This window comes from Streptomyces aquilus (genome assembly GCF_003955715.1).
GTDB classification, from domain to species: domain Bacteria; phylum Actinomycetota; class Actinomycetes; order Streptomycetales; family Streptomycetaceae; genus Streptomyces; species Streptomyces aquilus.
The window spans coordinates 1,375,977-1,401,377 of record NZ_CP034463.1 but is presented as its reverse complement, the minus strand read 5'-3'; the positions used below and the strand labels follow the sequence as shown (position 1 = coordinate 1,401,377).

The window sequence follows — 25,401 nt, the reverse complement described above, 5'->3', positions numbered from 1 at the left end:
CTGGATGCTCTCGACGGCTTCGGTCGCGTCCACGAAAACCCTCCTCCGGACCCTCTTCCAGTTCTGGTTGTATAGTACAACTTGAAGTGAGAGTTGTATAAGCCAACCACCTGTTGCCCACCATGGAACTCGGAGGTCACGCACGATGAGGTCGCCCGCGCTGCGCCATGTGCTCACCCACCTGGTCACCCCGCTGCTGATGTGCCTCGGCATGGGGCTCGCGTACATGGGGGCGTTCGTGACCCCGGAGCCCCACCATCTGCCGGTCGCCGTCGTCGGCTCCGGCCCTGAGGCGAAGGTGTTCGCCCAGACCGTCAAGGACAAGGCGGGGGAGGCCCTCGACGTCCGTACGGTGGCCACCCGCGTCGAGGGCGTCGACCTGCTGACGTCACGTGAGATAACCGGCGCCTACGTGCCGAGCGCGAAGACGCCCGAGCTCGTGATCGCCAGTGCCGCCTCCGACATGGACGCGCTGGCCGTGGAGAAGGTCTTCACGCCCGTCGCCGCCGGACAGGGCGTGCCGCTGAAGGTGACCGACGTGGCCGCGCCCGTCGCCGACGACCCCACCGGGCAGGGCCTGTTCTTCCTGCTGATCGCGCTGAGCATCGGCTCGTACGCCTCGGTCGCCGCGCTCGGCGCCGCGGGCGCGGGCCTGCCCATGAGGGTGCGGGCGCTGCTCGCGGTCGGTGTCTCCGCGGTCGTCAGCGGCATCGGCGCGCTGCTCGCCGGGCCCGTCTTCCATCTCGCCCACCACGACCTCGCCGGCCTGTGGGGCATGGCGTGGCTCTACTCCGCGGGCATCCTGCTGATCGGCGTCGGCCTGCACACCTTCCTCAAGCGCTGGACCACCCTCGCGATGATGGTCCTGTTCGTGATGCTCAACTTCACCAGCTCCGGCGGCCTGTACCGCCCCGAGCTCCAGAACGGCTTCTTCGGCACCCTGCACGCCTTCTGGAACGGCGCCGGGTTCGTCGAGGGCGCCCGCAGCCTGCTGTACTTCGGCAGCGACGGCCTGGCCCGCAACGTCTGGACGCTGGTGATCTGGCTGCTGCTCGGGCTCGCCGCCACGGCGGTCGCCGCCGCCTACGAGCGGGGCAGGGAGCCCGAGGAGGTCGCCCCGGCGGTTCAGGAGGCCGACGTGGACGAAGAGGTGGAGGAGACGGTCGGGGTGTGATCCTTCGGGTAAGGTGGCCGTCCGGTCGGGGACGTTCCCGGCCGCTTGACCGAGGAGGTGAGACCCATTACCGCTGTGTCAGGTCGGGTGCTCGCTCCCCGAGTCGGCGCGGATCACCGGTAACAGGTGACCGCGAGAGCGCCCTTCGGCTACCGAAAGGCCCTCGGCTTCCATGCCTCCCTTGTCTCCCTCTTCCCCCTCCGCTCCCGCTTCCCGTGACGCCGTCGTGGCCGCGCTGCGCGCCGCCGGCTGCGTCTTCGCGGAGGACGAGGCGGAGTTGATCCTCGCCGCCGCCCGCACCCCGGACGAGCTGGCGGCCATGGTGGACCGCCGCGCGACCGGCGTCCCCCTCGAACTCGTCGTCGGCTGGGCCGGGTTCCGCGGTCTGCGCATCACCGTCGAACCCGGGGTGTTCGTGCCCCGGCGCCGCACCGAGTTCCTGGTCGAGCAGGCCCTCGCCCACGCCCCGGCCGCGTCCGTGGTCGTGGACCTGTGCTGCGGCTCGGGCGCCGTCGGCGCGGCCCTGGCCGACGCCCTCGGCGGCGCCGAACTGCACGCCGCCGACATCGACCCGGCCGCGGTGCGCTGCGCCCGCCGCAACGTCGCGGCCCACGACGGTCACGTCCACGCGGGCGACCTCTTCGAGGCCCTGCCCGAGCGGCTCCGCGGGCGCGTGGACATCCTCGCGGCGAACGTGCCGTACGTCCCCACCGAAGAGGTCGCGCTGCTGCCCGCGGAGGCCCGCGACCACGAACCGCTGGTGGCCCTGGACGGCGGCTCCGACGGCCTCGACGTACTGCGCCGGGTGGCCGCCGAGGCGCCCGACTGGCTCGCCCCCGGCGGCTGCCTGCTCGTCGAGACGAGCGAGCGCCAGGCACCGGCGGCCGTCGACGTCTTCACCCGCAGCGGCCTGACGACACGTCTGCTCGGGTCGCAGGAGCTGTACGCCCACGTCGTGATCGGCGTCAGGTCGTAGCGCCGCTCTCTGACGGCGACGGAGACGGCTCCGGTTGGTCACCGGGGCCGTGTCCGTGTCCCGGGAACCCGCCGCGCCAGTTCTCCGGACCCGGCATCCTGTCCCGCCACTTGCCCGGGTCCGGCTTCTCCCAGGTGCCGGCGACGGCGCGGTCGGCGGTCCTGGTGCCGTCGCCGGAGCGGGTGCCGGCGAGGTAGAGCGTGTCGCCCTTCTTGAGGGCGTCCGCCCCGGAGCCCTTGTCGCCGTCCCGCAGCACCGTGGCGTCGGACGGCACGGTCCACGTCCACCGGGCACCGTCCTCGCTCTTGACGGTCACCTGGTCGCCGTCCACCTTCTCCACGGTGCCGCGCTGCCACACCCGTACGACCCACTTGCCGGTGTCGCGGTCCTTCACCGTCGACTCCCCGTGCACCCCCTCGCCACCGCCGAGCCACCAGCCGTGCGGGTGCCCGGGTCCGCGCTCGCCCGGTGACGGTGATGCCGAGGCGGAGGGCGTCGCTCCGCCGTCCGAACCCGACGAGGTCGCGGCGTACGCGAGGGCCGCGCCGCCGAGCGTGAGGGCGGCCGCGGCCGCCGCGGCCGTCACCGCACGCGAGCGGACGGACCGGCGCCGCCACCGGTCCCGCAGCGGAGTGGGTTCCCCGGGCCCGCCGGGTCCGACGAGCACCTCGGGCCGCGTCGCTTCCTGATCCGGATCGTCCGTCATGGCTCGCTCCCACCGGCGTGCTGGCCCCATGCCCTGCCTTGATGTGATTGTCCTGGGCGGCCGATAAGAAGCGGGTAATGCCTGCCTGTGAATCCTCGCGCGCGGAACGTCCGCGAAGATCAACTCGGCGTCTGGGCGCGGGCGATGAGCAGGGCCACGTCGTCGGAGTTGTCCGGCTGGTGGAGGGTGCGGACCAGGAGGTCGCAGACCTCCTCCAGGGCCCGGTCAGGGCCGTCGAGCAGCTCCAGGAGGGCGTCGAGGCGTTCGTCGAGCGGGTGCTGGCGGGTCTCGACGAGGCCGTCGGTGTAGAAGACCAGCCGGTCGCCGGGGTCGAGGTCGACGGTCGTGGTGGAGAACGCCACCCCGCCCACGCCCAGCGGCGCCCCCGTGGGCAGTTCGAGGAGCTCCGGCTTGCGTCCGGCGCGCAGCCGGACCGGCGGCAGATGCCCGGCGTTGGCGATCCGGCACTGCCGCAGATGCGGGTCGTGGACGGCGTAGACGCAGGTCGCGATGGAGTGGTCCAGATCCTGCGTGATCCGGTCGAGGTGCTCCAGGAGCCGGGCCGGTTCGAGGTCGAGGGAGGCCAGGGTGTTGGTCGCGGTGCGCAGCCGGCCCATGGTGGCCGCGGCGTTGATGCCGCTGCCCATCACGTCGCCGACGACGAGCGCGGTCTTGCAGCCGTCGAGCGGGATCACGTCGAACCAGTCGCCGCCGACCTCGGCCGTGGCCCCGGCCGGCTGGTAACGGGAGGCGACCTCCAGGCCGCCCGTGACCGGCGGATGGCTGGGCAGCAGACTGCGCTGGAGGGTCAGCGCGGTGTCGCGGGCGTTCTGGTACCAGCGGGCGTTGTCGATCTGCACGGCCGCCCGCGCCGCCAGCTCCCGGGCCAGCAGCAGGTCGTCCTCGCTGAATGGCAGCGGATTGGCCGTGCGCTTGAGGTCCAGGGCGCCCAGTACCTCACCGCGCGCGATCAACGGCACCGCCAGATACGAGTGCACGCCCGCGCGGGCCAGCAGCCCGGCCGCCTCCGGGGAACGGGCGATGCGCGGCAGGTCGGCCTCCTCGACCTCGGCCACCAGCACCGGGTCGCCGGTGCGCACACACTCGGTGACCAGGCGGTCCGGGCCGTACCGGGCGACCTGTCCGGGAGGGTCCGCCGCGTCGAGCGCCGGCGAGGCCTCGTCCTGCGCCTTGACGGCGAGGGCGCGGATCACGGCCGGCTCGGTGGGGCCGAGGCTGCTGCGCCTGCCCTCCACCACCGCCTCCAGCAGGTCCACGGCCGCCATGTCGGCGAGCTCGGGGACGGCGACGTCGGCCAGCTCGCGGGCCGTGCGGTCCAGCTCCAGGGTGGTGCCGATCCGTGCGGAGGCGTCCGCGATGACGGCGAGCCGCCGCCGCGCGGCCTCCGCCTCGACGGCCGCCCGGTGCTCCTCGGTGACGTCCACGACCGAGGCGGCCACCCCCAGGACGGTGCCGACGGCGTCCTCCAGCCGGTACAGCGAGATCGACCAGGCGTGCTCCTCGTCCGGGTCGGCGGGGGTGTGCCCGACGGTCTCGTGGTCGACGAGGGGGCGGCCGGTCTTGAGGACGTGGAGTGCGGCGGCCTCCAGGGCGTCGGCGTCTATGTGGGGCAGCACCTCGTGGATCGTGCGGCCCAGGTGGTCGTCGGCGGGGACGCCGTTGAGCCGTTCGAGTGCCGGGTTGACGGAGACGTAGCGCAGGTCGGTGTCCAGGACGGCGAGGCCGATGGGGGAGTGCGCCACCACCCGCGTCGACAGCGCCACTTCCCGCTCCAGGCCGCGCACGGTGGACTGGTCGGCCGCGAGCCCCAGGGCGAACACGTCCCCGTGGTCGTCGAGGAGGCGCATGTTGCGGAACTCCACCAGGCGTGTGGTGCCGTCCTTGCGCCGGATGGGGAAGGCGCCCGCCCAGCTCTGCCCGGTGGCCATGACGTCGGCGAAGAGCTTCACGACGAGGTCGAGGTACTGCTCGTGGACCATGATCCGGGCGGCGTACTGGCCGAGCGCCTCCCGGGCCGAGTAACCGAACAGCTCCTCCGCCTGCGGACTCCACAGCACGATGCGGCCCTGGGCGTCCAGCACCACCGAGGCCACGCCCAGCACATCGAGCAGCCCGCTGGGCCGTACCGCCCCGCGCACCGGTTCGTCGCCCTCGGCGACGGGAGACCGGGCTGCACTCATCGCACGCACCGCCTTCGACCGTCCACACGGCACGTCGTCCCCCGTGCCGACTCCCCTGTTCTACCGCGTTCAACCGTCTCTGGGGCGCCATCGGCGTCCTCCTCCACCATCCCTCAACACGGCGGAGCGCGTCCTGCCAGACCAGAAGTTCGGTTCCCCGTTCCCTGATTGGTCTGTACATGACCACTCGGGGACGCCACACTGTCCGCCGAGCGCACCCACCCCCCTCCGAGGAGCCGCCCGCCATGCCCCTGCGCACCCGGCAACGTTGCCGAGCCGCCCTGACCGGACTCGTCGCCCTCGCCGCCGCCGCCGCCGTCCTGTCGACCGCCCCGCCCGCGAGCGCCGCCGACACCTGGACCGAGGTCGGCTCCGACCGCGCCGACCCGCTCACCGAGAGCCAGGGCCTGACCTCGGTCGAGGTCCCGGCGAACAGCGCCAACCGCTACACGGGCATCGGCACCATCCCGGTGAGCGTGAGCAGCCGCGGCTGGAACCACGTCGGCGACCCCGACGCCTCCTACGACGGCTACTACATCGAGCCCTACCAGGCGGACTCGGGCACCGCGAAGATGTACCGGGTGCAGTCCCCGGGCGGCGCATGGTCGGAGTACGTCCACACGCTCGGCGGCGGGGAGGCGCTCAACAACTCCTGGGTCGCCATCGCCCCGTCGGGCCAGTGGATGCTGTCCGGCGAGTACGGCACCATGACCCGCTTCCTGGTCTTCCCGACCCCCGGCGTCAACGCGAGCACCTCGCCCTCGGCGAACCTCCCGCAGGCCTCCACCGTCACCCTCGACCACGCCGTGCGCGACGTACAGGGCTGCGACTTCGTCACCGCGACGCGGCTGCTGTGCTCCTCCGACGACCCGGCGGGCACCCTCTTCGGCATCACCAAGCCGCTGCTCCAGATCGACCTGGCCGCCGAGCCGGGCGCGAGCGACGTCACCGGCCATGTCACCGCGCTGCGCCAGCTCCCGCTGCGCAGCTCCTGCTCGGGCACCTTCGAGGCCGAGGGCATCGACTACGACCGGCGTACCGGCACCCTGCGGGTGATCGTCGTCTCGCCCGGGTTCTGTGTGCTGACCGACAGCAAGACGTACCGGTTCACCAAGAGCTGAGGCCGAAGGGCCGGGTCCGCCACTGGTCCCGGCCCGGCGGTGGTGCTTTTCTGAAGGTGTGGCGCGGTGCACGGGGGAACTCGTGCGACCGCGCCGTCGCCATGAGAGGAGCGATCACGATGGATCGTGTGCGCATGCACGAGGAACCCGTCTCCCTGGAGATCAGCGGGTGCAGCAAGGAGGACGCCCGGATCGTGTTCGACGTGCTCTGCCAGTGCTTCGAGTCCGACCGGTCCGCCGAGGACGTGCCCCAGCAGCTCCACGAGACCCGCCCGATGGTGTGGCTCGGCACCTTCGAGGTCACCGACGCCCACGAGTGCGCGGCCCCGCCCCGGCTCTCGTCCTCCGTCGAGGCCGACGCGCAGGGCGGCTACTGGGCCATCGAACGGCTGCGCTCCACCCTCGACTCCCTGTTCGCGGTCCGCGACCTCTCCTCGGCCTCCGGGGACCAGGAGCGGGAGCTGCATGTTCTGCTGGAGAGCAGGTGACCTGCGGCACATCACCCCGGGGCTGGTTCTGCAACTAGTTGCATAAACCGTGCGCGGTCCTCTACAACAGGAGGGACGACACCGCGCACGGAGGCCTGCCATGAGCCGTTACCCCCATCTGCTGAGCCCGCTGGACCTGGGTTTCACCACGCTGCCCAACCGCGTCCTCATGGGCTCCATGCACGTCGGCCTGGAGGAGGCCGAGCGTGGCTTCGAGCGCATGGCGGCCTTCTACGCCGAGCGGGCCCGCGGGGGAGTGGGCCTCATCGTCACCGGCGGCATCGCGCCCAACGACGCGGGGCGGCCGGGCGAGGGCGGCGCGAAGCTCACCACCGAGGCGGAGGCCGAGCAGCACCGGGTCATCACCGAGGCCGTGCACCGCGAGGGCGGCCGGATCGCGATGCAGATCCTGCACTTCGGCCGGTACGCCTACCACCCGGACCTCGTCGCCCCGAGCCCCCTCCAGGCGCCGATCAGCCCCTTCCCGCCCCGTGAGCTCACCGACGCCGAGGTCGAGCAGACCATCGACGACTACGCCCGCGCCGCCCGCCTCGCCCGGCAGGCCGGTTACGACGGCGTGGAGATCATGGGCTCCGAGGGCTACCTGATCAACGAGTTCATCGCCGCGCAGACCAACCGGCGGACCGACCGCTGGGGCGGGTCGTACGAGAACCGGATGCGTTTCCCGGTGGAGATCGTGCGGCGGGTGCGTGAGGCGGTCGGCGAGGACTTCATCATCGTCTACCGGCTGTCCATGCTGGACCTGGTCCCCGGCGGCTCCACCCACGACGAGGTCGTCACCCTCGCCCAGGCCGTCGAGGCGGCCGGAGCGACGATCATCAACACCGGCATCGGCTGGCACGAGGCCCGCATCCCCACCATCGCCACCTCGGTGCCGCGCGGCGCGTACGCCTGGGTCACCAAGAAGCTCATGGGCGCGGTCGGCATCCCCCTCGTCACCACCAACCGCATCAACACCCCCGAGGTCGCCGAGGAGTTGCTCGCGGAGGGCTACGCGGACATGGTGTCCATGGCCCGCCCCATGCTCGCCGACCCCGACTTCGTGAACAAGGCCGCCGCCGGCACGCCCGAGGCCATCAACACCTGCATCGGCTGCAACCAGGCCTGCCTCGACCACACCTTCAGCCTTCAGATCACCTCCTGCCTGGTCAATCCGCGCGCCTGCCACGAGACCGAGCTGGTGCTGTCCCCGACCCGGCTCAAGAAGCGCGTCGCGGTCGTCGGTGCGGGCCCGGCGGGCCTCGCCTGCTCCGTCTCGGCCGCCGAACGCGGCCATGACGTCACCCTCTTCGACGCCGCGAGCGAGATCGGCGGCCAGCTCAACGTCGCCCGCCAGGTCCCCGGCAAGCAGGAGTTCGACGAGACCCTGCGCTACTTCCGTCACCAGCTCGACCGGCACGGCGTCGACGTCCGCCTGAACAACTGGGTCGCCGCCGAGGACCTCTCCGGCTACGACGAGGTCGTCGTCGCCACCGGCGTCACCCCCCGCACCCCCGACATCCCCGGCGTCGACCACCCGAGCGTCGTCGGCTACCTCGACGTCCTGCGCGACAAGGTGCCCGTCGGCGACCGCGTCGCGATCCTCGGTGCCGGCGGCATCGGCTTCGACGTCGCCGAGTTCCTCACCGACAGCGGCGACAAGGCCCACGAGGACCCGGCGACGTACTTCCGCCACTGGGGCGTCGACATGGACCACACCGGCCCGGGCGGCCTCGCCGCCCCCGAGCGCCCCGCCCCGCCGCGCACCGTCCACCTGCTCCAGCGCAAGACCAGCAAGGTCGGCGCCGGGCTCGGCAAGACCACCGGCTGGATCCACCGCACCGAGCTCAAGCACCGGGGCGTCACCATGGTCCCGGGCGTGCGCTACGACCGCATCGACGACGCCGGACTGCATGTCACCGTCGGCGAGGAGAGCACGGTCCTGGAGGTCGACACCGTCGTGCTGTGCACCGGGCAGGAGCCGCGCCGGGACCTGTACGAGGAGCTGGTCGCCGCCGGAGTGAGCGCCCACCTGATCGGCGGCGCCGACGTGGCCGCCGAGCTGGACGCCAAGCGGGCGATCAAGCAGGGCACCGAGGTCGCGGCCGCCCTCTAGGGGCGTCCCTAGGATGACCCCATGTCACTCCCGCACGCGATCCTGACCGCCCTGCTGGAAAAGCCGTCCTCGGGCCTCGAACTGACCCGCCGGTTCGACCGGTCGATCGGCTACTTCTGGTCGGCGACGCATCAGCAGATCTATCGCGAGCTGGGAAAACTGGAGGCCGAGGGGCACATCCGGGCGCTGCCGTCGGAGCAGCCCGCGCGCGGGCAGAAGAAGAGCTACGAAGTCCTGCCCGCGGGCCGCGCCGAACTGGCCCGCTGGACGGCCGCCTCCCAGGACCCCAAGCCGTACCGCGAGACGCTGTTCCTGCGGCTGCGGGCGGCGGCCGCCATCGGCACCGAGGGCGTCGCGGGCATCGAGACCGATCTGCGCCGCCATCTGGAACTGCACCGGCGCCAGTTGTCGGAGTACGAGGAGATCGAGCAGCGCGACTTCCCGCCGGGCAAGGACAGCCCGCAGGACCGGTTGCAGCACCTGATCCTGCGGGCGGGGATCGATCTGGAGACCTTCTGGACGCGCTGGCTCACCCACGCGCTGGAGGAGTTCGCGCAGCTGCCCGATCAGAGCCGGTAGGGCTTGGCGCGGCGGCGCAGGAACCAGGCCGCCGCGATGCCGCCGATCCCGACGAGCGCGGCGCCGGCGCCCAGGGTGAGCGGACCGTAGTCCTTGATGCCGCCGCCGAGGCCGCCCATGACGCCCCGGGAGGGTGAGGCGGTCGCGGAGATGGTCGGCGTGGAGGCCGTCGAGACGATGACGGACTGGGTGCCCGCGGTGGCGTTGTTGGAGCACATGACGACGACCGTGTACGTCCCGGGGCTCACGTTCGACCAGGCGGCCGACTGGAGGGAGTTCGTCCCCGACAGCGTCACCTGACGGCCCTGGGCGAAGTTCGCCTGGCTGCTGTTGAGGAGCGAGGCGGTGCCCCAGCTGCCGTTGACCTGGGTGCAGGCGCTGGTCGTCACCGAGACCGTGGAGCCGGTGGTGCTCACGGAGATTCCCGAGGCCGCGACCGCCGGGGAGACGGCCAGCGCGGCGCCTGCGGCCGCGGCGAGGCCGGAGCGGAGGAGAAGCTGACTTGTACGCATGGACTGCCCTCCGGCGGCACGGTTGGCGGTACGTCCCATGCGCCGCCGAGGATCGGAAAAGGCCCGTGCGCCTCAGGGGCAGCCAACGTCCACCCGGCCCGCCGCGCATGCGGACCGCCCCCGGGCAGGTGACGGATTACCTCGTCCGGCGCAAGCGCGCCGTCGCGGCGGGGTCAGGCGCCGGTGGTGACCGACCGCTCCGGCGACCAGCCGCCCCAGGTGCCGTCGGGCAGCCGGGCACGCACCCGCAACCGGTGCACGGCACCCGCCTCCCGCCCCGCGTAGAAGCTGTACGTCGCCCGCTCGGTCGGCGCCGTCCCGCCGTACACCAGTGAGGTAGCCGGACGTCCGTCCAGCCGGATCTGGTATTCGGTGACCACACCGTCCGCGCGCGGCGGTACCCAGGAGAGGTCGAAGTAGTACGCCCCGTCGCCGGCCCGCCGGGTCGTGGCGCGGAAGTCGGTGGGGGCCGTGCCCCGCCCGTCGTCGGCGCCGGGGGTGGTGGTGAGGCGGACGGCGGCGCTCGCGGGGGAGACGTTGTCGGCCGCGTCGCGGGCGACCACGGTGAAGGAGTAGCGGACGCCGGGACGGAGCCCCGTCACCACGCTCGCCGTCTGGTTCCCGCCCACACTGTGGATCTTCGTGCCGCCCTGATGGATGTCGTACGACACCACACCCACGTCGTCCGAGGCCGCGGACCACGACAGTTGCACCGCCCGGCCGCCGACCACCCGCCCCGTCACCTCGTCCGGACGGGTCGGCGCCGAGGTGTCCGTCCGCGTGGCCGCCGGGGTCGTCGCCCGGACCTCGCGGCTGGGCGGGCCGAGCCGGCCGGCGGTGTCCCGGGCCCGCACGGTGAACACATAGGTGGTGGACGGCCTGAGCCCGGAGACGTCCACCATGTGCTCGGAACCCGGTACATCCCGCACCTTCGTGGTGCCGCGATACACCTCGTAGCCGTCGATCCCGTCCGCCGCCGACACAGCGCTCCACATCACATGCGCGCTGGTCGCGCTGCCGGCGGCGGCCGTGACGCCCGCAGGGGCGCCGGGGAGCCCGCCCTCGTCGGCCTCGGCGCCGCCCCAGCCGCAGCCCGCCAGCAGCAGGAGCGTCCCGCAGAGAACGGCAACGCGTCGCACGAGTGCGCCTCCCCGGGGCAATGGTCCGGACCAATGCGATGTCACTCACTATGCAGCGCTGACGTGGTCGCATCAAGAGGGGCGGCATTGGTGAGCACGGCGGACGGTTACGTATGCTGAACCACCTCACGGCGAACTCCCTTCGAGGGCTCGGGAGTTCATGCCGTTGGCGCGGGCCGCTGTCGTCGCTGTCCCCGCGCCGGACGCGGGCGGCCGGGCAGCCGGAGCCGACGCAGGCTCAGGTGCCCGGCCCCTGTCGGAAGTTCGGGCGGGGCGCACGCGCCCACGGGGGTCGTGCACCGTCCGGCCCCCTCAGGGTGGCCGGGTCCGCGATCCGGCATCAGATTGGGCTGAGTGTCCGTCAATGTCCCCCAGGAGAGGGTCCCTTATCGTGCGTGTCCAGTCGCTGACGCTGGCCGCGGCAGGCGCCGCCCTGCTCGCCCCGACGACGTCGCCCGCCGTCGAGCCCCTCGCCTTCCAGGAGCCGGTGGTGCGCCACGAGGGCGATGTCCGCGCCGCCGACCTGCTGGCCAAGGTGCGTGACTGCGCCCCCGTCTCCCGCGGCCGGTACGCCACCGACGACGGCCTGCCCGCCACCGTCCGGGTCTGCGGCACCGACGAGGCGGTGTTCTGGAAGGCCGACATGGACATCGACTGCGACGGCCGGCCCGGCCGGTACTGCAACCGGAGCACCGACCCGCTGTTCTCCCCCGCCACCGCCTACCAGCAGGCCGACGGCCGCTACCTGAGCGCCGAACGCCTGCCCTACATCGTGGTGCCCACGCCGAGCGGCGTCTGGAACTACCGCGACAGCGGCGTCCGGGGCGGCTCGGTCGCGGCGGTGATCTACAAGGACCGCGTGCAGTACGCGGTCGTCGGCGACGTCGGCCCCCGCGGCATCATCGGCGAGGCCTCCTACGCCAGTGCCAAGGCCCTCGGTATCCGCCCCGACCCGCGCGGCGGGGGCACGCCCTCCGGGGTGACCTACATCGTCTTCAAGGACTCCCAGGTCAAACCCATCGAGGACCATGCGGCCGCGATCGCGACGGGGGAGCGGTTGGCGCGGCTGTTCGTGCGCGGGCGGTAGCCGGCGCGCCCTTTCGTGCGCGAGTGCCTCAGACCTCAGACCGCCGACCAGCCGTTGTCCACGGCCAGCACCACGCCGTTGATGTTGCTCGCCGCGTCCGAGGCGAGGAACACGATCGCGGCGGCCTGTTCCTCCGGCTCGGAGACGCGGCCCACGTTGCCGAAGTAGGGGCCCAGCGCCTGCGGGCCGTGGGCCTCGCCGTCGATGTCGACGGCGATCCCCGTCGCCGTGCCGCCCGGGGCGATCGCGTTGGTCCGGATGCCCTGGTCGCGGTACATCACGGCGAGGTTCTTGGTCAGGCCCACGACGCCGTGCTTCGAGGCCGTGTAGGCGGCGCCCGCGGCGCTGCCCCGCAGCCCGGCCTCGGACGCGGTGTTCACGATGGCACCCTTGCCCGCCTTCAGCAGGTGCGGCAGAACGGCCCGGGTGAGCAGGAAGGGCGCGGTCAGGTTGACCCGGATGACCCGCTCCCACTCCGCGTCGCTCACGTCCGCCGCAGCCGACATCCGGTCCATGATCCCGGCGTTGTTCACCAGCACGTCCACACCCCCGAAGCGCTCCACGGCGGTCGAGGTCACGCGGTCGACGACGGCCTGCTCGCTCAGGTCGCCGGTGACGGCGACCGCGGAGCCGCCCGCCTCCTCGATCTCGCTGACGACCTTCGCCGCCGTCTCGGCGTTGAGATCCGCCACCACGACCTTCGAACCCTCCGCGGCGAAGGCCAGGGCGGCGGCCCGCCCGATGCCCGAGCCCGCTCCGGTGACGATGACGCTGCGTCCGTCGAGTCCAGTGGCCATGGCGGTTCCCTGTCTGTGCGCTGCGAGGGCGACGTACGAGCGTGACGTGCCCGGTGTGCCGTGCTGCCCTCACTCTACGACTTAATGTCTGCGAGTGACATAAAGTCGTGGTGGAGAATTCCGGGAGACGATCACCGCCAGCCGGAGGACGACATGACCGCAGCCCGCGGACGCACGGGACGACCGCCGCTGACCGAGGAACGCCGGGCCGAGACCCGGCTGGAGATCGCGCGGGCCGCGGTGGACCTGTTCGTCGGCCAGGGTGTCGCGGCCACCACCGGCGAACAGATCGGCCAGGCGGTCGGCGTCTCCGCCCGCACCGTGTGGCGCTACTTCCCGAGCAAGGAGAGCTGCGTACGGCCGCTGTTCTCGGCCGGCATCGACGTGATCGCCGACTGGCTGCGGGACTGGCGCCCAGGCCAGCCCCTGGAGCGGCTCTTCGACCACCGGCTCACGGCCGACCCCGGCTTCGTCGCCGGTCCGGAGCGGGCGACGGTCGGCGCGCTCGTACGACTGACCCGCACCGAACCCGGCCTGCGCGCCGTCTGGCTCCAGACGTACGACGAGGCGGAGCCGGTGTTCGCCCGTGCTCTCGGCGAGCGGGCCGGGCTGCCCGCGGACGATCTGCGGCCCACGATCCAGGCGGCGATGTTCAACGCGGCCCTGCGCGCGGCGGTGGAGCACTACGCCTGGCGCGTCGAGGGCGGGGAGACGGACGCCGCGAGGGCGGAGGCCGAGCTGGCGGACACCATGCGCGCGGCCCTCGCCGTCGCGGCGCGGGGGCTCTCCTAGGGGGCTCTCCTGGTGGGTTCTCCTTGAGGGGGCTCTCTCAGACCTTGCGGTATGTGTAGGCCTCCGCTGCCGCCGCCTCCACCGCCGCCAGGTCGGCGCCCGTCGACGCGGTGACGACCGCCGCGATCGCGCCCTCCACGAACGGGGCGTCCACCAGGCGGGTGTGGTCGGGGAGCTCGTCGCCCTCCGCGAGCAGCGCCTTCACCGTCAGCACGGCGCTGCCCAGGTCGGTGAGGACGGCGACGCCCACCCCCCGGTCCACCGAGGCGGCGGCCGCGGCGATCAGCTCGGAGCTGGTGCCGAACCCCCCGCCCTCGGTGCCGCCCGCCGGGGCGACGGGGACGTCCACGCCGCCCCCGGCCAGCCCCTTGGCCAATGCCGCGACCGAGGCCGCCACCTCCGCGCTGTGCGAGACCAGCACGATCCCGACGAGCTCGCCGTCACTCACCGTTCGCCTCCGCGAGTGCCGCGACCAGCAGTGACGACGACGTGGCGCCGGGGTCCTGGTGCCCGATGCTGCGCTCGCCCAGATAGCTCGCCCGGCCCTTGCGGGCCTGGAGCGGCGTCGTCGCCAGGGCGCCCTCCTCCGCGGCGGCCCGCGCGGCACCGAACCCGTCGCCGAGCGCGTCCACGGCGGGTATCAGCGCGTCGATCATGGTCTTGTCGCCGGGTGCCGCCCCGCCCAGGGCCATGACGGCGTCCACCCCCGCACGGAAGGCGTCGGCGAACTGCCCCTCACTGACCTCGGCATCCTCCCCGAGCGCCTTGCCGGTACGCCGCAGCAGCGTGCCGTACAGCGGCCCCGAAGCCCCGCCGACCGTGGAGATCAGCTGCCGTCCGGCGAGGACGAGCACCGCACCGGGGGTCGCCGGGGCCTCCTTCTCCAGTACGGCCGTGACGGCGTGGAACCCGCGCTGGAGGTTGCTGCCGTGGTCGGCGTCCCCGATGGGGGAGTCGAGGGCCGTGAGCCGCTCCGCCTCACGGTCCACGGACGCGGCGGTCGCCGTCATCCAACGGCGGAAGAAGTCGGCGTCGAGCACTGGATCTCCTTGCGTGGTAGGTCGGTTGACGGTCCGGCTCACATGCCCCAGCGCAGCCCCGCGGTCTTCACCGGCGCGTCCCACAGCCGCAGCGTCTCCTCGTCGACCTGGCACAGGGTCACCGAGGCGCCCGCCATGTCGAGGGAGGTGACGTAGTTGCCGACAAGTGTGCGGGCCACGGCCACACCGCGCTCGGTCAGCACCCGTTGCACCTCGGCGTTGAACCCGTACAGCTCCAGCAGCGGGGTCGCGCCCATGCCGTTGACCAGCAGCAGCACCGGGTTGCGCGGGCTCATGTCGTCGAGGACGGCGTGGACCGCGAAGTCGGCGATCTCGCGCGAGGTCATCATCGCCCGCCGCTCCCGGCCCGGCTCGCCGTGGATGCCGATGCCCAGCTCCAGCTCCCCGTCGGGCAGGTCGAAGGTGGGGCTGCCCTTGGCGTACGTGGTGCAGGCGCTGAGCGCGACGCCGAAGCTGCGGGAGTTCTCGTTGACCTGCCGGGCGATCGACTCCACGCGCTCCAGGGGCTGCCCCTCCTCGGCGGCGGCTCCGGCTATCTTCTCGACGAAGAGGGTGGCGCCGGTGCCGCGCCGGCCGGCGGTGTAGAGGCTGTCGGTGACGGCCACGTCGTCGTTGACCAGGACCTTCGCCACCTGGATGCCCTCGTCCTCGGCGAGTTCGGCGGCCATGTCGAAGTTGAGGACGTCACCGGTGTAGTTCTTCACGATGAACAGCACGCCCGCGCCGCTGTCCACGGCCGCCGCCGCCCGCACCATCTGGTCGGGCACGGGGGAGGTGAACACCTCGCCGGGACAGGCCGCCGACAGCATGCCGGGGCCCACGAACCCGCCGTGCAGCGGCTCGTGCCCGGAACCGCCGCCGGAGACCAGGCCCACCTTTCCGGCCACGGGGGCGTCCCGCCGTACGATCACCCGGTTCTCCACGTCGACGGTGAGTTCGGGATGGGCTGCCGCCAGTCCGCGCAGCGCGTCCGCGACGACGGTCTCGGGGACGTTGATGAGCATCCGCATGGGTACCTCCTGGCCGAGCGTGAACGGGATACCTGATGGATGCAGTATCGAACGTCCGGCGGCGAAGGTCACCACGGGCGGCCGGTACGGGTCGGTTGTCTTCAGCTGGTCCATACCAAACCCTTGACATGTCCATCTCTCACTTCTTAAATCACGCAGTGAACTAAGCCTCCCCGCCCCCCACTTCACGCCGCCGCGGCGGCGCAGGAGATGACGTGCTCCGACTCCCCAGACCCCGTACCGCCGCGGCCGCTGTGGCCGCCGCCCTCGCCGCCTCGATCCTCACCGGCCTCCAGCCCGCCGAGGCCGCGGCCGCCGCCCTGCCCACCGGGTGGGCCACGGTCGTCAACGCCGGCAGCGGCAAGTGCCTGGACGCCCGCTCGGCCGCCACCGTCAACGGCACCGCCGTACAGCAGTACACCTGCAACAACACCACCGCCCAGCAGTGGAGCCTCACCGCCACCAGTGACGGCTACGTCCGGATCAACAACCGCAACGACCCCCAGCAGGTCGCCGACGTCAGCGACGTGTCCACCGCCGACAACGCGGCCGTGCACCTGTGGACCTACGGCGGCGGCGCCAACCAGCAGTGGCTGCCCGTCGACGAGGGCGGCGGCGCCTACCACTTCGTCAACCGCAACAGCGGCAAGTGCCTCGACGTCCCCGCCGCCTCGACGGCCGACAGCGTCCAACTGGTCCAGTACACCTGCAACGGCACGGCCGCCCAGCGCTTCCAGGTCGCACCCGTGAGCACCGCGCCCGGCGACGTCGACCTCGGTCCGAACGTGGTCGTCTTCGACCCGTCGATGCCGTCGTCCACGATCCAGAGCCGCCTGAACCAGATCTTCCAGCAGCAGGAGACCAACCAGTTCGGCTCCCAGCGGTACGCCGTGATGTTCAAGCCCGGCACCTACAGCAACGACGTCAACGTCGGCTTCTACACCCAGGTGTTGGGGCTCGGGCAGTCACCCGACTCGGTCACGATCAACGGCGCCGTGCATGTCGAGGCCGACTGGTTCCCGCCGCAGAACGCCACCCAGAACTTCTGGCGCGGCGCCGAGAACCTGTCCGTCAACCCGACGGGCGGCACGGACCGTTGGGCGGTCTCGCAGGCCTCCGGCTACCGGCGCATGCATGTGCGCGGCAACCTGGAGTTGAGTGACGGCGGCTGGTCGAGCGGCGGCTTCATGGCCGACAGCAAGATCGACGGGCAGGTCCGCTCCGGCACCCAGCAGCAGTGGCTCACCCGCAACTCCCAGCTCGGCAGCTGGACCGGCTCCAACTGGAACATGGTCTTCGTCGGCAGCCAGGGCGTCCCGGGCAACAGCTTCCCCAACCCGCCCTACACCACGGTGAACCAGACGCCGACCGTCCGCGAGAAGCCCTTCCTGTACGTCGATGCCGCGGGCGCCTACAAGGTGTTCGTGCCGGCCGTGCGCACCAACTCCTCGGCCACCACGTGGGCGAGCGGCAGCGCCCCGGGCACCTCGCTCGGCATCGACCAGTTCTACGTCGTCAAGCCGGGCGCGACCGCCGCGCAGATCAACTCGGCGCTGGCCGAAGGGAAGAACCTCCTGGTCACCCCCGGCGTCTACCACCTCGACCAGACCCTGCGCGTGACCCGCCCCGACACCGTCGTGCTCGGCCTCGGACTCGCCACCTTCGTGCCCGACAACGGCGTCACCGCCATGACCGTCGCCGACGTCGACGGCGTGAAGCTCGCGGGCATCCTCTTCGACGCAGGCACCACCAACTCCCAGACCCTGGTGGAGATCGGCCCGTCCGGCGCCGCCGCCGACCACGCCGCCGACCCCACCTCGCTGCACGACGTCTACTTCCGCGTCGGCGGCGCCGCCGTGGGCAAGGCCACCACCAGCCTCGTCGTCAACAGCGACGACGTGATCGGCGACCACATGTGGATCTGGCGCGCCGACCACGGCACCGGCGTCGGCTGGACCACCAACACGGCCGACACCGGACTGGTCGTCAACGGCGACGACGTCACCATGTACGGCCTGTTCGTCGAGCACTACCAGAAGCACCAGACGATCTGGAACGGCAACGGCGGCCGGACGTACTTCTACCAGAACGAGATGCCCTACGACCCGCCGAACCAGGCGTCCTGGATGAACGGCTCCACCCAGGGCTACGCCGCCTACAAGGTCGCGAACTCGGTGACCAGCCACCAGGCCTACGGGCTCGGCAGCTACTGCTACTTCAACGTCAACCCGAGCGTCACCGCCGAGCACGCCTTCGAGGTCCCCAACACCCCGAACGTGCGCTTCCAGAACATGGTGACCGTCTCGCTCGGCGGCACCGGGACGATCCGGCACGTCATCAACGACCGGGGCGGCCCCTCCAACTCCTCGACGAACGTGGCCAACCTGGTGAGCTATCCGTGACGTCCGGCGACTGGATCGTGTTCGCCCAGTGAACAGTGTTTCACCGGAGGCTGGTCAAGCGCGGCCTCCGGTGTGACACTCGGCGCAACACAGATCCTTCAAGGAGTCGTCGATGAGCAGGAGCGAGTCTCCCGAGGCCGGCACGACAGCCGGTGTGGTGCGCGGCCGCCGCGAAGCCGGTCTCGATGTCTTCCGCGGCATCCCCTACGCGCAGCCCCCGGTGGGGGAGGCGCGGTTCGCGGCGCCGCGGCCCGCCGAGCCGTGGGAGGGGGTGCGGGAGACGACCGCCTTCGGGCCGCCGCCCCCGCAGGAGCCGTTCGCCCCCGACGTCCCGGCTGTCGCGCCCTGGTCCCTGCCGACCGGCGACGACTGGCTCACCGTCAACGTCTGGACACCCGAGGCCGACCCGGCGGCCCGCCGTCCGGTGATGGTGTGGATCTACGGCGGTGCCTACAAGCTGGGCGCCGCAGACGACCCGGCCTACGACGGCGGCCGACTCGCCAAGGACGGGAACCTGGTCGTCGTCACCCTCAACTACCGGGTCGGCATCGAGGGGTTCCTCCACATCGAGGGCGCGCCCGCGAACCGGGGGCTGCTCGACCAGGTCGCCGCACTGGAGTGGGTGCGCGACAACATCACCGCCTTCGGCGGGGACCCCGGCCAGGTCACCGTCTTCGGCGAGTCGGCCGGCGCCGGGTCCGTCGCCGCGCTGCTGGCCATGCCGCGGGCGCGCGGTCTGTTCCACAGGGCGATCGCACAGAGCGTGCCGGGCACGTACTTCTCGGACGCGCTGGCCCGGGACATCGGCGAGGCCGTCGCCGGGGAGCTCGGACTGCGCCCGACGGTCACCGACCTCGCGGGAGTGGACCCGCGCAAGCTGCCCGAGGCGGGGGCCGCGCTGGGCCGCCGTATGCGCGGCTTCCTGCCCCGGTGGGGCACGGTCGCCCTCACCGCCACCCCGTACTCCCCGGTCGTCGACGGGGACGTCCTGTCCGTCGTGCCGTGGACGGCCCTGGCGGAGGGTTCGGCGCGGGACGTGGAGCTGATCGTCGGGCACAACCGCGACGAGTTCCGCCTCTTCCTGATGATGGGCGGGCTGCTCGGCAAGGTCGACGATCAACTGGCGTCCGCCGCGCTGGCCGCGTTCGGGCCGGCCGCCGACGCCGAACAGGCCTATCGCGCCGCGTTCCCCGACGCCCCGGCGGAGCGGCTCTTCGAACTCGTCCAGTCCGACTGGCTGTTCCGCATGCCCTCCCTCCGTCTGGCGGACGCGCAGACGGTCGGCGGCGGTCGGGCACACCTCTACGAACTCACCTGGTCCGCCCCGGTCCACGGCGGCGCGCTCGGGGCCTGCCACGCGCTGGACGTCCCCCTGGTCTTCGGTCCGCAGGGCGGCGGACTCGGCAGCATGCTGATCGGCCCCGAGCCCACGCCCGAGACCGAACAGCTCTCCGCGTACGTACGGTCCGCGTGGACCGCCTTCGCGAGCGGGGGCGACCCCGGCTGGCCCGCGTACGACCCCGAGAACCGGCTCACCCGCCTCCTCGACACCGAACCGACGGTGACCGCCTATCCGGAGGAGGCCTCACGCCGGATGTGGCAGCGGCACGTCTTCGAGGCGCTGCCGCTGATCGCGGGCTGACCGGTCCGCCGGGCAGGTCCTAGGTGCGGTCGCCCTTCGGCCTGCCCCGCTGGTCGGGGGTGCCGTGCGGGGGCGGGCTGTGCGGCTCCGGCGACGTCGTCGGCGACACCGGGGAACCGTGGCGTCCCGCGCGTGCCTCGGGGCGCAGCGCCTGGGGATCGCCGGCCGTCGGCTCCGCGCCGGCGTCCAGCTGCTCCAGGCGCGCGGTCAGCACCTCGGTCACCGGGAGCCGGTCGGCGTGGGTGCGCTCGTAGGAGAGCAGCGTCTCCACCTCTTCCGGGGCCAGCGATCGCACGCGGCTCTCCAGGCCGCCGATGGGCAGATGATCGTAGTCGGGCAGCGGCAGGCCGCTGCGGCCGCCGTCGGCCATGGAACTCACTTCCCTCGGCACTGTGCGCTGTACGGGCTCGTGGGCCGTGGATCGACCACCGCCCGGCTAGCCGCCGCCGAACGATCCGCTCTTGCCGTCGGTCCACCGGCGGCGGGACTTCTCGGGTCCGGTCCGGGTGCTGCTGTTGCCGAAGGCGGGCATCTCGTGCGGGGTGAGGCGGTGGTCGCTTCTCGGCACCTCGTCGGGCTCCCTGTTCTCCGCGACCTCGCGGACGGGCCCGCCCTCCGGCAGCCGCGGCTGCTCCTCGGGGCTCGGCGGCGGAGGCTCCCGGCGACGGACGCGCGCGCCCATCCAGAAGGCGCCCAGCAGCAGGGCGACGACGACCAGGCCCGCCACGATCAGCCCGACGCCCAGGGCGCCGCGACCCGCGGCCATCTCCATCCATGCGCTAGTCATGATCCCGCGAGTACCCCCGGCGTCCGGTGTGAACCCGACCGCCCCGACCGGCGGAAACCTCCGGGGACGGGGTTTGACGCGACCTGGGGCGGCTACCCGCGCGGTGTGACAGCGATGACACCCCAACAGGAGCTCATCCGGTTCCTGGAGGACCGTTTCGCGTGTGCGCAGGCGTGCACCGAATGCGCCCGGGCATGCGCGGTGCGTGCCAGCCTCGTGGATCCGGACGGGACCGAGCAACAGGAACTCGTACGACGCAAGGGCATCATGTGCGCGGAGGTGTGCGACGCGACCTGCCGGGTGCTGTCCGAGCAGAACCGGCTGGACGAGGGCGGCATCCGCGTCCAGCTGGAGTGGTGCCGGACGGTCTGCCTGGAGTGCGCCCACGCCTTCGACGACGAGCCGGGAGCGGAGGACGCGGCGAAGGCATGCCGGGAGTGCGCCCAGGCGTGCACGGACTTCATGGCCACGCTGAACTGAGACGGGGCGCGCCTCCTACAGCGGCCGCCCCATGCGCACGTTCCAGCGTCCCGCTCGCCCGCTGAGTTCGACGGCGGTGAGCGGCGGTACGTCTGTGCGCCAGAAGGCCGATGCCGGTGCTCCCAGGGCGCGGACGAGAGCCGCGCGGACGATCTCGGGTTCGGCCACGGCGATCGTCCAGCCCGTCTCCGCTTCGAGTGCGTCCAGCCATGCGCCGACCCGTTCGCACAGCGCGGCCACCGACTCCCCGCCGTGCGGCGCCTCTTCGGGGTCGGACAGCCAGCGCGCCAGCGCCTCCGGTTCCGCGGCGCCCACCTCGGCCAGCGTCGAGCCGCGCCAGCGCCCCGTGTCGAGGGCGGCCAACTCCGGTGCGTCCAGGCCGTCGAGGCCGAGCGCGCCGGCCGTCTCGCGGCACCGCATGGTGGGGGAGGAACAGACCCGGTGGGCCGTCGGGAGCGTGCCCGCGGCGGCCTTCGCGCTGCGCAGCCCGGAGGCGTCCAACGGGCAGCCGTCGTCGAAGCGGGCCTCCCGCAGGGCCTCGCTGATCGCGGGTGAGATCAACATCACTCGGCTGGTCATCCGTCCATTCCCCCGCTCAACACCCTTTCCGTACCGTGTATTTGACATGCGCACAGCGCTTCAGGGGCGCTCGTGGCCGGACCATGCGCTCTTGGCCGCGTCTCTCCCACGCGGTACCTTCTCGTGGATATCGACGACGGTTCGGTGGAAGCCGGTGGGATTCCGGCACGGTCGCGCCACTGTATGCCGGGCACGCTCCTGAAGGGCGGGCCGGGTGAGTCAGACCCGCCCCGTCGTCCTGTGCACCACCGAGACGGGACGCGAGTTCCCCCAGGAGGCCCTGCCATGGCGCAGACCGTCGCCCAGCCGACAACCAGTTCCACCGCCGTACCCGCCAAGCTGCCGATCGGCGCCATCGTCCCCTGGGCGGTCTTCTTCGGCGTCCTGATGCTGGTCCTGCTCTACTTCGTCGGCGCCGAACAGGGCGCCACCTCCCTCGTGTCGGGCGAGGGGGTCCACGAGTGGGTGCATGACGCCCGCCATCTGCTCGGCTTCCCGTGCCACTGACAGCGGCGAGGAAGCGTATCCGCGCATGAACTCCGCAACTGTCAGAAACTTCCTGGTCCGCGGCATGCTCGCGGGCCTCGTCGCGGGTCTGGCCGCGCTCGTCGTCGCGTACTTCCTCGGGGAGCCGCGCGTCGATCAGGCCATCGCCTTCGAGGAGGCCCACGCGCACGAGCACGGCGGCGAGGAACTGGTCAGCCGTACGCTCCAGTCCACCGCGGGCCTGTCCACCGGCGTCCTCGTCTACGGGGTCGCCTTCGGCGGCATCGCGGCGCTGGCGTACTGCTTCGCGCTCGGCCGGATCGGCCGCTTCGGGCCGCGCGCGAGCGCGCTGCTCCTGGCGGTCGCCGGGCTGGTCGCGGTGTACGTCGTGCCGTTCCTCAAGTACCCCGCCAACCCGCCGGCCGTCGGTGACCCCGACACGCTCGACCAGCGGACCGCGCTGTTCTTTCTGATGATCGTCCTCAGCGTGCTGCTGACGGTGGGCACGGTCATCCTGGGCAAGCGTCTCGCACCCCGGCTGGGCAACTGGAACGCCACCCTGGCCGCGGGCGCGTTCTTCGTCCTCGTCGTGGGGCTGGCGTACGCGTTCCTGCCGTCGTTCAACGAGGTGCCGGAGCACTTCCCGGCCGCCCTGTTGTGGCAGTACCGACTCGCCGCGCTCGCCGTGCAGGTGACCCTGTGGACCGCCTTCGGGCTGGTCTTCGGGCTGCTGGCGGAGCGGCAGCTCGCACCGAAGCCGGCCGAGCGGTCGGCGGGCGCCGGGAAGCAGCCGACTCCCGTCGCCCACTGAGCCGTTCACGACGACCGGTCAAGGGCCCTCGTCTCGCGGGGGCCCTTTCGTGTGCCTCGGTGCGGCCTTGCCATTCCCTATTTCTGGAACACGTTCTACCGTGTGCGCCGTCAGGACCGGTCCCGGGGAGCCTGGAGGCGCCGTGCATCTCGCATACACACCCGAGCAGCAGCGGCTGCGCACCGAACTGCGCGCATACTTCGCCGGGTTGGTGCCGGACGACGCGAACGCGCGGCACGGCGACCGGCGGGAGCAGAAGCGCTTCTACCGCGAGATCATCCGGAAGCTGGGCGCCGACCGCTGGCTGGGCGTGGGCTGGCCGAAGGAGTACGGCGGCCGCGGACTGACCGCGATGGAACAGTTCATCTTCTTCGACGAGGCCGCCCAGGCCGGCGTCCCGCTGCCGCTGATGGCCCTGAACACGGTCGGCCCGACGATCATGCGGTACGGCACCGACGAGCAGAAGGCCTACTTCCTCCCGAAGATCCTCTCCGGCGAGATCGACTTCGCGATCGGCTACAGCGAGCCCGACGCCGGCACGGACCTGGCGGCCCTGAAGACGCGCGCGGTGCGGGACGGCGACGCCTACGTCGTCAACGGCCAGAAGATCTGGACCACCAACGGCGACACCGCCGACTGGGTGTGGCTGGCGACCCGCACCGACCCGGCCGCCCCGCCCCACAAGGGCATCACCATGCTCCTCGTCCCGACCACCGAGCCCGGCTACTCCTGCACCGTCATCAACACCCTCGCCGGCCACGACACCACCGCCAGCTACTACGAGGACATCCGCGTCCCCGTCTCGCGCCGCGTCGGCGAGGAGAACCAGGGCTGGCGGCTGATCACCAACCAGCTCAACCACGAGCGCGTCACCCTCGCCGCCCACGGCACCATGGCGATCCGCGCCCTGCACGACGTCCAGCGCTGGGCCATGGAGACCAAGCTCGCCGACGGCCGCCGCGTCGTCGACCTGCCCTGGGTGCGCCGCCGTCTCGCCCAGACCCATGCGAAGCTCGACGCGATGAAGCTCCTCAACTGGCAGATGGTGAGCGCCGTCCAGAACGGCACGCTCACCCCCCAGGACGCCTCCGCCGTCAAGGTCTACGGCTCCGAGGCCCGCCGCGAGGCCTACGCCTGGCTCATGGAAGTGGTCGCCGCGGCCGGCGCGCTGAAGGAGGGCTCCGCGGGCACGGTGCTCCACGGCGAACTGGAGCGCGGCTACCGCTCCGCGGTCATCTTCACCTTCGGCGGCGGCAACAACGAGATCCAGCGGGAGATCATCTCGTGGATCGGTCTGGGGATGCCGCGGGTCCGTCGCTGACCGGGGGGCGGGGCCACAGGACCGGTTCGGCGGCGGGCATGGTGAAGACCCGCCCGTCGTCGGCCGGGTCCCGGGCCTCGTGGAAGCGGAACAGCAGCTCGTCCCCGTACCGTCCGAGCACCTCGATCTTGCCCCGGGCGTGCGAGGCGACGTAACGGAAGCGCCGGGCCAGGCCGTTGAGGCTCGGGCGGGTCCGCTCCAGCAGGCGGAGGGTGTCCTGGACGGAGACCTGGAAGGATTCGTCGCCGTGCACGGGACGGCACTGGAACAGGTAGTACGGGGCGATGCCCGCCGCCGTCAACCCGTTGAGGAGGCGCGCCAGTTCGGCCGGATCGTCGTTGACTCCGCGCAGCACCGGCGTCTGGTTGATCACCGACACCCCACGGTCCAGCAGCCGCCCGATCTTGTCGAGCGCCGGCGGTGTCAGCTCCCGGCTGTGATTGAAGTGCGCGACCACGACCACCCGGCGTCCGGTGCGCCGCACCGCGTCGAACGAGGCGAACAGTTCCGTGGTGAGGCGGTCGGGGTCGAAGGCCGGCACCTTCGTCCCGATGCGGACGGTGCGGACGTGCGGCACGTCGCAGAGTGCCTCGAAGACCCGGTCGAGGCGGGCGGGGGACAGCATCAGCGGGTCGCCGCCGGTCAGCAGGACGTTGTCGATCTCCTGGTGGCGCCGTATGTAGTCGATGCCCGCGGTGACGTCCAGCCGGGTCTCCGGGCCGTCGCCCGCGGAGATGTGGTGCGTGTCGTCGGCGGCGAGGGTGAAACGCTTGCGGAAGCAGAAACGGCAGTACGCGGCGCAGACCCCGGTCAGCAACAGGAGTGCCGTACGCGGGTACTTGTGCTGCAAGCCGGGCACGTGTGTGTTGGCCGCCTCGTCACTGGCGTCGTAGGAGAAGTCGCCGCCCAGCTCGCCCGCGTCCGGCAGGACCAGCCGGCGCAGCGGGTCCGCGGGGTCGCCCCAGTCCACCAGCGAGGCGTAGTAGGGGGAGACCCGGAACTCGAATTCCGCCAACACCGGCCGCAGCGCGGCCAGTTCGGCACGGGACAGGCCCGTGATCTGCTCCGGGTCGCGGATCACCCGCGCCGGTGCGGTCCTGCGGCCGTCGTTGTCGTCCATGTCCCCCCTAGGGC

The 25,401-nt window shown here is 72.1% G+C and carries 26 protein-coding genes; 14 read left to right on the top strand and 12 right to left on the bottom strand.

Going from position 1 to position 25,401, the window contains the following annotated elements; translation table 11 throughout:
* Window positions 1-145 precede the first annotated feature (145 nt).
* Window positions 146-1,174, top strand: a complete 1,029-nt coding sequence (locus EJC51_RS06570; protein ID WP_126270165.1) for an ABC-2 transporter permease — start codon at window positions 146-148, stop codon at window positions 1,172-1,174.
* A gap of 172 nt (window positions 1,175-1,346) precedes the next feature.
* Window positions 1,347-2,150: a putative protein N(5)-glutamine methyltransferase gene (locus EJC51_RS06565; protein WP_126270164.1), complete on the top strand. Its 804-nt coding sequence runs from the start codon at window positions 1,347-1,349 to the stop codon at window positions 2,148-2,150.
* Here EJC51_RS06565 and EJC51_RS06560 read toward each other — a convergent pair.
* Entirely contained in the window at window positions 2,140-2,856 is a 717-nt protein-coding gene (locus tag EJC51_RS06560; RefSeq protein ID WP_126270163.1) for a DUF5666 domain-containing protein, read from the bottom strand. The genes EJC51_RS06565 and EJC51_RS06560 overlap by 11 nt on opposite strands.
* Before the next feature lie 119 nt (window positions 2,857-2,975).
* Window positions 2,976-5,057, bottom strand: coding sequence for a SpoIIE family protein phosphatase (locus tag EJC51_RS06555; RefSeq protein ID WP_126270162.1), 2,082 nt, complete (start codon window positions 5,055-5,057; stop codon window positions 2,976-2,978).
* Between the two features lie 245 nt (window positions 5,058-5,302).
* Here EJC51_RS06555 and EJC51_RS06550 point away from each other — a divergent pair, with 245 nt between their 5' ends.
* The 4 genes from EJC51_RS06550 (at window position 5,303) to EJC51_RS06535 (ending at window position 9,361) form a co-directional block, all read left to right on the top strand.
* Window positions 5,303-6,178 (top strand): hypothetical protein, encoded by an 876-nt coding sequence (locus EJC51_RS06550; RefSeq protein WP_126270161.1) that lies wholly within the window; start codon window positions 5,303-5,305, stop codon window positions 6,176-6,178.
* Window positions 6,179-6,297: 119 nt separating this feature from the next.
* The gene (locus EJC51_RS06545) at window positions 6,298-6,666 is read left to right on the top strand and encodes a hypothetical protein (protein ID WP_126270160.1); all 369 of its coding nucleotides are present in this window, start codon (window positions 6,298-6,300) and stop codon (window positions 6,664-6,666) included.
* Between the two features lie 100 nt (window positions 6,667-6,766).
* Complete coding sequence (locus EJC51_RS06540) at window positions 6,767-8,782, top strand: NADPH-dependent 2,4-dienoyl-CoA reductase (RefSeq protein WP_126270159.1); 2,016 nt, start codon at window positions 6,767-6,769, stop codon at window positions 8,780-8,782.
* A gap of 21 nt (window positions 8,783-8,803) precedes the next feature.
* Window positions 8,804-9,361, top strand: coding sequence for a PadR family transcriptional regulator (locus EJC51_RS06535; protein WP_126270158.1), 558 nt, complete (start codon window positions 8,804-8,806; stop codon window positions 9,359-9,361).
* On the opposite strand, the gene EJC51_RS06530 is transcribed toward EJC51_RS06535, so the two are convergent.
* Complete coding sequence (locus tag EJC51_RS06530; protein ID WP_059196970.1) at window positions 9,349-9,873, bottom strand: hypothetical protein; 525 nt, start codon at window positions 9,871-9,873, stop codon at window positions 9,349-9,351. The two genes, EJC51_RS06535 and EJC51_RS06530, sit on opposite strands and share 13 nt — an antisense overlap.
* A 173-nt stretch (window positions 9,874-10,046) precedes the next feature.
* A complete protein-coding gene (locus EJC51_RS06525) occupies window positions 10,047-11,012 on the bottom strand; it encodes a fibronectin type III domain-containing protein (RefSeq protein WP_126270157.1) in 966 nt (321 codons plus the stop codon).
* A gap of 391 nt (window positions 11,013-11,403) precedes the next feature.
* Here EJC51_RS06525 and EJC51_RS06520 point away from each other — a divergent pair, with 391 nt between their 5' ends.
* Complete coding sequence (locus EJC51_RS06520; RefSeq protein WP_126270156.1) at window positions 11,404-12,099, top strand: glycoside hydrolase family 75 protein; 696 nt, start codon at window positions 11,404-11,406, stop codon at window positions 12,097-12,099.
* 35 nt (window positions 12,100-12,134) lie between these two features.
* Here EJC51_RS06520 and EJC51_RS06515 read toward each other — a convergent pair whose 3' ends face one another.
* Window positions 12,135-12,896: an SDR family NAD(P)-dependent oxidoreductase gene (locus EJC51_RS06515; protein ID WP_126270155.1), complete on the bottom strand. Its 762-nt coding sequence runs from the start codon at window positions 12,894-12,896 to the stop codon at window positions 12,135-12,137.
* 153 nt (window positions 12,897-13,049) lie between these two features.
* Here EJC51_RS06515 and EJC51_RS06510 point away from each other — a divergent pair, with 153 nt between their 5' ends.
* Window positions 13,050-13,688, top strand: a complete 639-nt coding sequence (locus EJC51_RS06510) for a TetR/AcrR family transcriptional regulator (protein ID WP_126270154.1) — start codon at window positions 13,050-13,052, stop codon at window positions 13,686-13,688.
* 37 nt (window positions 13,689-13,725) lie between these two features.
* Here the strand turns inward: EJC51_RS06510 and EJC51_RS06505 are convergent, their stop codons facing one another.
* From EJC51_RS06505 to dhaK, 3 genes are read right to left on the bottom strand one after another with little or no spacing between them, the layout of a single operon-like run.
* Window positions 13,726-14,136: a PTS-dependent dihydroxyacetone kinase phosphotransferase subunit DhaM gene (locus tag EJC51_RS06505; RefSeq protein WP_126270153.1), complete on the bottom strand. Its 411-nt coding sequence runs from the start codon at window positions 14,134-14,136 to the stop codon at window positions 13,726-13,728.
* On the bottom strand, window positions 14,129-14,728 hold the full coding sequence (dhaL, locus tag EJC51_RS06500) for a dihydroxyacetone kinase subunit DhaL (protein WP_126270152.1): 600 nt from the start codon (window positions 14,726-14,728) through the stop codon (window positions 14,129-14,131). Before dhaL ends, EJC51_RS06505 begins: the two co-directional genes overlap by 8 nt.
* Window positions 14,729-14,766: 38 nt before the next feature.
* Window positions 14,767-15,759: a dihydroxyacetone kinase subunit DhaK gene (gene dhaK, locus EJC51_RS06495; RefSeq protein ID WP_126276842.1), complete on the bottom strand. Its 993-nt coding sequence runs from the start codon at window positions 15,757-15,759 to the stop codon at window positions 14,767-14,769.
* A gap of 215 nt (window positions 15,760-15,974) precedes the next feature.
* On the opposite strand from dhaK, the gene EJC51_RS06490 reads away from it, so the two are divergent.
* Window positions 15,975-18,161, top strand: a complete 2,187-nt coding sequence (locus EJC51_RS06490) for an RICIN domain-containing protein (RefSeq protein WP_126270151.1) — start codon at window positions 15,975-15,977, stop codon at window positions 18,159-18,161.
* Between the two features lie 112 nt (window positions 18,162-18,273).
* On the top strand, window positions 18,274-19,803 hold the full coding sequence (locus EJC51_RS06485; RefSeq protein ID WP_126270150.1) for a carboxylesterase/lipase family protein: 1,530 nt from the start codon (window positions 18,274-18,276) through the stop codon (window positions 19,801-19,803).
* A 19-nt stretch (window positions 19,804-19,822) separates the two neighbouring features.
* On the opposite strand, the gene EJC51_RS06480 is transcribed toward EJC51_RS06485, so the two are convergent.
* Window positions 19,823-20,173 (bottom strand): DUF8129 domain-containing protein, encoded by a 351-nt coding sequence (locus tag EJC51_RS06480; RefSeq protein WP_126270149.1) that lies wholly within the window; start codon window positions 20,171-20,173, stop codon window positions 19,823-19,825.
* A gap of 66 nt (window positions 20,174-20,239) precedes the next feature.
* Entirely contained in the window at window positions 20,240-20,590 is a 351-nt protein-coding gene (locus tag EJC51_RS06475) for a DUF6479 family protein (RefSeq protein WP_126270148.1), read from the bottom strand.
* A gap of 114 nt (window positions 20,591-20,704) precedes the next feature.
* On the opposite strand from EJC51_RS06475, the gene EJC51_RS06470 reads away from it, so the two are divergent.
* A complete protein-coding gene (locus EJC51_RS06470) occupies window positions 20,705-21,070 on the top strand; it encodes a four-helix bundle copper-binding protein (RefSeq protein ID WP_126270147.1) in 366 nt (121 codons plus the stop codon).
* A 15-nt stretch (window positions 21,071-21,085) separates the two neighbouring features.
* Here EJC51_RS06470 and EJC51_RS06465 read toward each other — a convergent pair whose 3' ends face one another.
* Window positions 21,086-21,649 (bottom strand): histidine phosphatase family protein, encoded by a 564-nt coding sequence (locus tag EJC51_RS06465; protein WP_126270146.1) that lies wholly within the window; start codon window positions 21,647-21,649, stop codon window positions 21,086-21,088.
* Window positions 21,650-21,934: 285 nt separating this feature from the next.
* Between EJC51_RS06465 and EJC51_RS06460 the strand changes: the two genes are divergently transcribed.
* From EJC51_RS06460 to EJC51_RS06450, 3 genes are all read left to right on the top strand, one after another.
* Complete coding sequence (locus EJC51_RS06460) at window positions 21,935-22,156, top strand: CbtB domain-containing protein (protein ID WP_097260223.1); 222 nt, start codon at window positions 21,935-21,937, stop codon at window positions 22,154-22,156.
* Window positions 22,157-22,181: 25 nt separating this feature from the next.
* Entirely contained in the window at window positions 22,182-22,946 is a 765-nt protein-coding gene (locus tag EJC51_RS06455) for a CbtA family protein (RefSeq protein WP_126270145.1), read from the top strand.
* 142 nt (window positions 22,947-23,088) lie between these two features.
* Window positions 23,089-24,267 (top strand): acyl-CoA dehydrogenase family protein, encoded by a 1,179-nt coding sequence (locus EJC51_RS06450; RefSeq protein WP_126270144.1) that lies wholly within the window; start codon window positions 23,089-23,091, stop codon window positions 24,265-24,267.
* Here EJC51_RS06450 and EJC51_RS06445 read toward each other — a convergent pair.
* Complete coding sequence (locus tag EJC51_RS06445) at window positions 24,224-25,387, bottom strand: KamA family radical SAM protein (RefSeq protein WP_126270143.1); 1,164 nt, start codon at window positions 25,385-25,387, stop codon at window positions 24,224-24,226. The two genes, EJC51_RS06450 and EJC51_RS06445, sit on opposite strands and share 44 nt — an antisense overlap.
* Between the last annotated feature and the right edge of the window lie 14 nt (window positions 25,388-25,401).